6 protein-coding genes are annotated in these 6637 nt (G+C 67.9%); all 6 read right to left on the bottom strand.

From position 1 onward, the window contains the following. Positions 1-623, bottom strand: a 623-nt coding sequence (locus AC5RUJ_RS08860) for a YcnI family copper-binding membrane protein (protein ID WP_494155768.1), incomplete at its 3' end; no start/stop codon positions are given. A 101-nt stretch (positions 624-724) separates the two neighbouring features. Next, positions 725-1351 (bottom strand): hypothetical protein, encoded by a 627-nt coding sequence (locus tag AC5RUJ_RS08855; RefSeq protein WP_494002272.1) that lies wholly within the window; start codon positions 1349-1351, stop codon positions 725-727. After that, a complete protein-coding gene (rlmH, locus tag AC5RUJ_RS08850; RefSeq protein WP_494002273.1) occupies positions 1348-1815 on the bottom strand; it encodes a 23S rRNA (pseudouridine(1915)-N(3))-methyltransferase RlmH in 468 nt (155 codons plus the stop codon). Before rlmH ends, AC5RUJ_RS08855 begins: the two co-directional genes overlap by 4 nt. Continuing rightward, positions 1812-2672, bottom strand: coding sequence for a thioesterase family protein (locus tag AC5RUJ_RS08845; RefSeq protein WP_494002274.1), 861 nt, complete (start codon positions 2670-2672; stop codon positions 1812-1814). Before AC5RUJ_RS08845 ends, rlmH begins: the two co-directional genes overlap by 4 nt. An 82-nt stretch (positions 2673-2754) precedes the next feature. Continuing rightward, positions 2755-4380 (bottom strand): hypothetical protein, encoded by a 1626-nt coding sequence (locus AC5RUJ_RS08840; protein ID WP_494002275.1) that lies wholly within the window; start codon positions 4378-4380, stop codon positions 2755-2757. A 9-nt stretch (positions 4381-4389) separates the two neighbouring features. Beyond that, on the bottom strand, positions 4390-6637 hold a 2248-nt coding region (locus tag AC5RUJ_RS08835; RefSeq protein ID WP_494155767.1), incomplete at its 5' end, for a transglycosylase domain-containing protein.

Raw genomic sequence — 6637 nt, 5'->3', positions numbered from 1 at the left:
GCGCCGTTGCCCGCTGCCCCGGCCGCCCCGGCATCCGGAGCCGCGCCGCCGTCGTCGTGCCCTCCGTGGCTGTTGGCGGATGCTTCGCCGATCACGAACGACGGAGCCGGGGAGTCCAGCTCGTGGGGATCTTGGCCCTCCGCGGGCAGCTCGGCCCAGTCGATTTCGCCCTTCTCACAGGTCTGCAGCGTGGGGAAGGCCAGGCTCTCGCCGGGGACGTCGGGCAGCAGCACCTGGAGCTGCAGCGCGTCGCGCAGCCCGTCGGCCACCGGTTCCTTGGCCGTGTAAACAATCTGGCTGACCCGCTCGGTGATGGTGGCCCCGCTGTCCAAAGTTATGGGGGCATCGATGGTTTCGGTCACCTTCTCAACGTCCCAGTTGGGGTGCACGGTGGGCGTGGCGTCGGCCAGCTGCTCGGGCAGCGAGATAGCAATCTTCGTGGTCGGTGAACCCTCACATCCATGGGAGAAGGAGAACGTCAGCACGGAGCTGCTGCCGGCGGCGTCGTCCTCGGGGGTGACGCCCACGTGGGCGGAGGCTGCTCCGGCGCCAACAGCCAACAGGCCAGCCGTGGCTCCGACGGCCAGTAAAGAGCGAAGGGTAGTGCGGTGAATGGTAGTCACAGAATGCCTTTCGGGAGGCGCTGGGCCGCGGTCCGCGTAGCAAGGCCATAGCGGCCCGTCGCGGCGCAGGGCCGGGGAATCGATGATGTTTAGGACTTGGGTTAGGTCCGGTTTTGGAAGCTCGCCGGCACCGGCGGTCCCCGCAGCGGCACGAGTGTGACCAGGTACTGGGTTAGGAGAGGCAACGGATCTTGCTTGGCGGCAAGGGTGACGCCGGCGGGCGGCAGCGCCGTCACGGTCGACTGGCGGACCAGCGGACGCAGCCAAGCGGCCAGGCTCCACAGCGCAGCCTCGCCGCGCGCCAACATGAGCGCGGTCAGTGCTGTGGCCAGCACATGGGCGGCGAGCATGGCAGGCGAACTCCCGGCGTGGGATGTGGCCGCGCAGTCGAGTGCCACGGCAGTGGATCCGGCGTGGCCCGCATGGCCCACGTGTACGGCGTGTCCGTCGGAGTATGGGTCCGGCGCGCAGCGGACGGTTGCGAGAAGTTCAAAGGCTTGGTGCAGTGCGAGCTGTCCGACGGCCAGTACCGCAAGGATCGTCACCAGTTGGAGTTTCCGCCCGGCCAGGATCATCACCGGCAACCATGTCAGCGCGCCCAGCGCCAGGACGACGGCGGCGGGTGGCAGGGTTCCTCCGGCCGCAGTGTGCGCGCCGGCGGCTACGCTGAAGACAGCGGCGGCGACTGCCGCGGACCGCCCGAATCGCAGCGCGCTACCCAAGATCATTCATGGTGGTAGGGACGCCCGCCGGCGATCTCCTGGGCGCGGTAGAGCTGCTCCATGAGGATCAGCCGGACCAGCTGGTGCGGGAAGACCAATTTGGAAAGGGACCAGACGAAGTCGGCCCGCTGGTGGATCGAGTCGTCCACCCCGTACGCCCCGCCGATGATCAAGGTGACGTTGCGGGAGCTGTCCAGCGGCTGCTGGAGGGTGCGCGCGAGGGTGGGCGAATCGATGTTCTTGCCGCGTTCGTCCAGCAGCACCACGAAGTCGTTGGCGTACTTGCCGCTGAGTTTGGCCAGCAGGGTTTCGGATTCTTCCTTGCGCGCGGCGTCATGCTCGCGGGAGGAATGGGGGATCGGCTGCCAGCTGACGTCGAAGGGCTTCTTCATCCGCTTCTCGTAGCGGTCGATTCCTTCCGCCACCCACGACTCGTGTTTGCGGCCTATGGTCAGGATGCGCAGGGTCATCCGGCTGATCCGGAAAATTTGCGGACGGTCAGGATCTGGGCGGCGCGGCCCACCGGACCCTGTTCGTCGAACAGTTCGGTGTCCGTCAGGCCGACGCCGTCGTCGCCGAAGCTCACGCGGGTGTCCAAACCCGTCCACTCGCCCTGCGGCTGGCGGAACAGGTGGATGGTCAGGTCAAGGTTGGGGAACATGTACTCGCGCGGATCCTGCCGCACCGCGATGCCGTTGGCGGTGTCCACGATGCTGACGAAGCGGGCCAGCGGGTGGCTGTCCTCGCCCTGAACCAACGGGTGCAGGGTGCGCGCCCAGACGGTCCGGTTGCCGGGACCGAGGTCCGCCGCGGTGCGGAACTCCGTGGACCGGATGAAGCCGCCGTCCCAGACGCTGGTCATGGGCGCCGGGGGGCAGCCGGCGGGTCCGGGAAGGGGCCGGCTGAAGGTGCCGGCGACGGCAGCGGTATCACCGGTGAGCAGGCGCCAGGCCTGGGCGCGGATGGCCGTGCGGCCTTGCGCGGTGAAAGTGGCCTCCAAGAGCTCAATTGTCTTGCCCGGCCGCAGGACCCGGGTCTGGACCTCGAACTCGCCGCCGTGGATGATGCCCAGGATCTCGAAATTGATCCGGCTCATCACCATCTCGGGGCGGGGATGGTTGCGCAGCAGCTCGTGCACGATTAGGCCGGAAGCCGGTGCCATGTGCTGTTCGTGGTCGTTCCAGGCTCCTTGGGAATGCAGCGTGGATTGGAAGCGTCTGCCGTCCAGGCGCACGTAGTAAGCATCCGGAACTGCACCTCCATCGGCGCCGAGGTGCTCGGTAGCGGCAATGCCGGCGGTGGCCGCGGTGGCGGTGGAATCAACCATGCCCCCACTCTAGCCAAAGCGCGCGGCAGCCCCGCCTCCCGGCACCACGGGCCCCACGCCGGCAAACCGGCGGGTGCCGGGGTCATCGTTCTCCGACAGGGCGGGGATCGGGCGGGGGCGCCGGGGCAACGGGCTTGGCCGGCGGCGCCCAATCCAAGATGGCCGGCTGGCCTATCGCGTCACAATCCGCCGGCTCGGGCCGTGAGGGCTCCCGGGGCGGACTGGGCGGCTCCGGCTGCTCTTCCTCCTCGTCTTCGTCGCCCTGGTTTTCTTCGGCTGCTTCCACCGCCTTCCGGTAATCTTCCAGCGCCTTCTTGTACTCCTGCCGCGCGTTTTTGTACTCCTGCTCCGCGTTCCGGTTGTCCGCTTCGCACTGCGCCAGGGCGTTCCGGTAGCCGGCCCGTGCATTGTCCCGCTGGGTGAAGAATGCCGAACGCTCCGCCAGGGCCTGCTGGTAGACGGCGTATTCGGCCCAGTAGTCATTCCACTGTGCCGCGATCTTGTCCCACTCCTTGTTCACCTTGGCAACCGCGGCGGCGTAGTCCTTGTACTCCTGCACGTCCGTCCGGTAGTGGTCGTAGGCGGCCCAGTAGTCCAGCACGGCCTGTTGCCATTTCCTGGCGCGGGCGGCGAGTCTCGATTCTGCGGCTTGGACACGTTCCCGGTTGGCGGCGGCTGCGTCCCTGGCGTCGAAAGGCACCGGTGACATGCCGGTGAACTGCCAGCCGCAGCCCGGCCCGGCGGCGTCCTCGGTCAGCAGATGGACCTTCGCCGACCTCGCGGGCTCGTTCGCGGGGCCCTTGGGCGGCCGGGGGAACTCCCGGGCGTCCGGCATCGGCGGCCAGACCGGGTAGGCCGGCAGGGCCGCCGGATTGGCCGGCTTGACCTTCAGGTCCGGTGCCGGGAAGGACACGGTTTCGTAGTCGGCGTCGGCCGGGGCCTTCGGCAGCGGAACGGCGGGGATGGATACCGTTCGGGTGATCGTGAACGGCTTGTAGCCGGCGGTCGACCAAGGGGAGCGGGCAGCGTCGCCGGCTTTGGATTCCTGGTCTGCGCAGACGTCGGCGAGCGCGGCCGCGAGCTTCTTGTCCAGTTGCCTGGCCAGTTTCTGCAGCGGTGCGGCTGCCTTTCCCGTCACGAAGGCCAGCACGTCCCCGCGCCGGAAGGTGAGCACCTGCATGGTGCCGTGGCCGTTCTTGGCTGCGTAGATCCGGTGGGCCTGGACGCCGGGGCCGTCCAGTTCCTCGTTCCGGACCGCGATCGCCGGCCCGGCGCAGTTGGCCGCGTTGTCCGCCAGCTTGTCCATGGCTTCGGCGCCGAGGCCGGCGGTGTAGGCGGCGGCGAGCACCTGCACCCTCTCGCCGCGCACCCTGAAGGAACGGGACAATGCCACCGAGGGCGCCGCGCCGATGTCGCACGCGTAGGGCACCGGCAGCGCCGCTCCGCGCTCCACCGAACCCTCCGGCTTCCACTTTCCGGGCGGTTCGGCCAGCAGCCCGGTCAAGGAAATGGAGGCCGGGCTGTCCGTGAGCACCGCGCTGATTGCCACCGGTGTGGCAGGCTCGGCCACCGCCGCGGCCTGTTCCTGCGCGAAGAACATCGGCAGCCCCGATGCCTGCAGGGCCACCAGCCCCGACGCGGTGAGGGACGCCAGGCACAGCGCACCGGTGGCCAGGGCAAGGGCCGGATGTTTCTCGAAGATGGACACCGGGACTCCTTACAACCCGTCGGGGACCGTGATGGCAGTGTTGCTGCCGGCGCTGAGCGTGATGGTCACTTCCTGGCGGAAGGTCAGCCTGCTGCCCGGCGGTGCCGACTGCGCGGTCACCACGTTTTGATCCACCCGCGGGTCCGGTTTGGCCGTTTCCTGCCCGACCACCGGCACCAGGTTGTTGCGCAGCAGCACCGTGATGGCCTCGTTTACGCCCAGTCCGCGGAGGTCCGGCATGGACCGGGACGTTTCGACGCTGGTGGTCAGCGGGTCGGCCTCGGGCATCGGCTCGGCGGGCAGGCCCTTGTGCAGGCCTTCCATGGTGTCCTTCCATACGGGGCCGGCCAGTTCGGAGCCGGTGAGGTCGTAGAAGGTTTTGCCGTAGGCATGCACCGTCTTCAACGGGTGTTGGGCCCCGCCACGGGGGTCGCCGAGCCACACCGCCGTCGCATACTGCGGGGTGACGCCCACAATCCAGTTCGCGGCGAAGTCGTTCGTGGTACCCGTCTTGGCTCCGGCCTGGCGGCCCTTCGGCATGCCCAGGGCGCCCAGCGTGCCCGCCGGGTGGAACGGTTCGGTCAGCGCGTCGGCCACCGTGGCCGCCACCGAAGGGTCGATGGCCTGGTGGCAGTTTGAGGCGGGAACCGGGAGCTTCTCCCCGGTATCGCTGCGGATGGCTGCGGTGATGGTGACCGGCCGGCACAGCACCCCGCCGCTGACGAAGGTGGAGTAGGCGTTGGCCATCTCAAGCGGGGAAATCTCGTAGGAGCCGAGCGCCAGCGATGCCTCCCGGCCGTGCAGCTTATCGACGGGGATCGAGGTGATGCCCAGGGTTTCCGCGAACTCGGCGACTTCCTTCACGCCCGTGCGCTCGATCAACCGCACGAAGTAGATATTCACCGAAGCGCGCACGGCCTGGTAGGCGTCGATAGAGCCGTAATTCTCGTAGCCGTAGTTGTGGAAACCACCGGGCGGATTATCCAGCGAGGAGTAATAGGGGCCGTTGGCCAGCAGCTTTTGGCGCGGTGAAATCCCCTGGGACAGCGCCGTGGCGAGCACGATCGGCTTCATCGCCGACCCCACCTGGAAGGCACTGTCGGCGAAGACCACCTCGGTCTTGCCCTTGCCTTCGCCCCAGGACCGGTTCTGTGCCACCGCCGTGACATGCCCGGTGCCGGGTTCGACGACGGCGGTGCCCAGCGCCGCGCGGTTCTTGTTGCCCATCGCTTTGTGCACGGCCTTTTCGGCCGCGTCGATGGCCTTGCGGTCCAGGGCCGTGGTCAGCGTCATGCCGCCGCGCGAGAGCCGGTCCCCGCGTTCTTCCTGGGTCTTGCCGAAGGCAGGATCGGTAAGAATTTCATCCCTGACCAGATCGCAGTAGAACGGGTACTCGGAGCCGCCGCAGCCCGAGGGCACAGATCCCGGGTCGAGGCCGAGCCCGCTGCCGCGGGCCGCCGCAGCTTCGTTCGCCGTGATCGCGCCATGACGCTCGAGAACATTGAGCACGGTGTTGCGGCGGCTGAGCGCTCGATCCGGGTATTTCATCGGATCGTAGTAGACCGGTCCCTTGAGCAGTCCGACGAGCAGGGCCGACTGGGGCAGGGTGAGCTTGGCCGCCGTCGTATTGAAATAGATGCGCGCCGCCGCCTGGATGCCGTACGCGCGGTTGCCGAAGTAGACGGCGTTGACATACATGTTCAGGATCTGGTCCTTGTCCAGGCGCTTTTCCAGCTGGACGGCGTACTTGGCCTCGCGGATTTTGGCGTTGTAGGTTTCGCCCACCGCCACCGACTTCTCGGTTGCATCCCGGGCATTGTTGACGAGGATGTTCTGTACCAACTGCTGGGTGATGGTGGAGCCGCCCTGGCGCTCGCCGCCCACCGAGTTGCTCACCATCGCGCGGGTGACGCCCATGGGGTCCACGCCGTGATGTTCGTAAAACCGGGAGTCCTCGGTGGACAGCAGCGTGTCCAAAAACGCGGGCGAGACCTGATCCAGGTCCACGTCAATCCGATTTTCGCTGTAGAAGCGGGCGAATTCCTTGCCGTCCTTGTCGAGCAGGACCGTATGTTGCGGCAAGGCGGTGTCCAGTGGAAGCTCGGCGGGCAGGCCTTCCCACAGGTCCAGCACGGAATCCGTGGCAGCAGAGAAGGCGATGGCCCCCGGCGCTACCAGGGATCCGGCGCTGAGCGCGACGACGGCGACCGCACCGGCCCATCCGGCCACGCGGATCAGGGTGCCCGGCCGGTGCTCC

The sequence above is a fragment of the Arthrobacter sp. Y3223164 genome (genome assembly GCF_059091005.1).
Note: the sequence above shows the minus strand (reverse complement) of the source record. Positions and strands in the feature narration are given on the sequence as shown.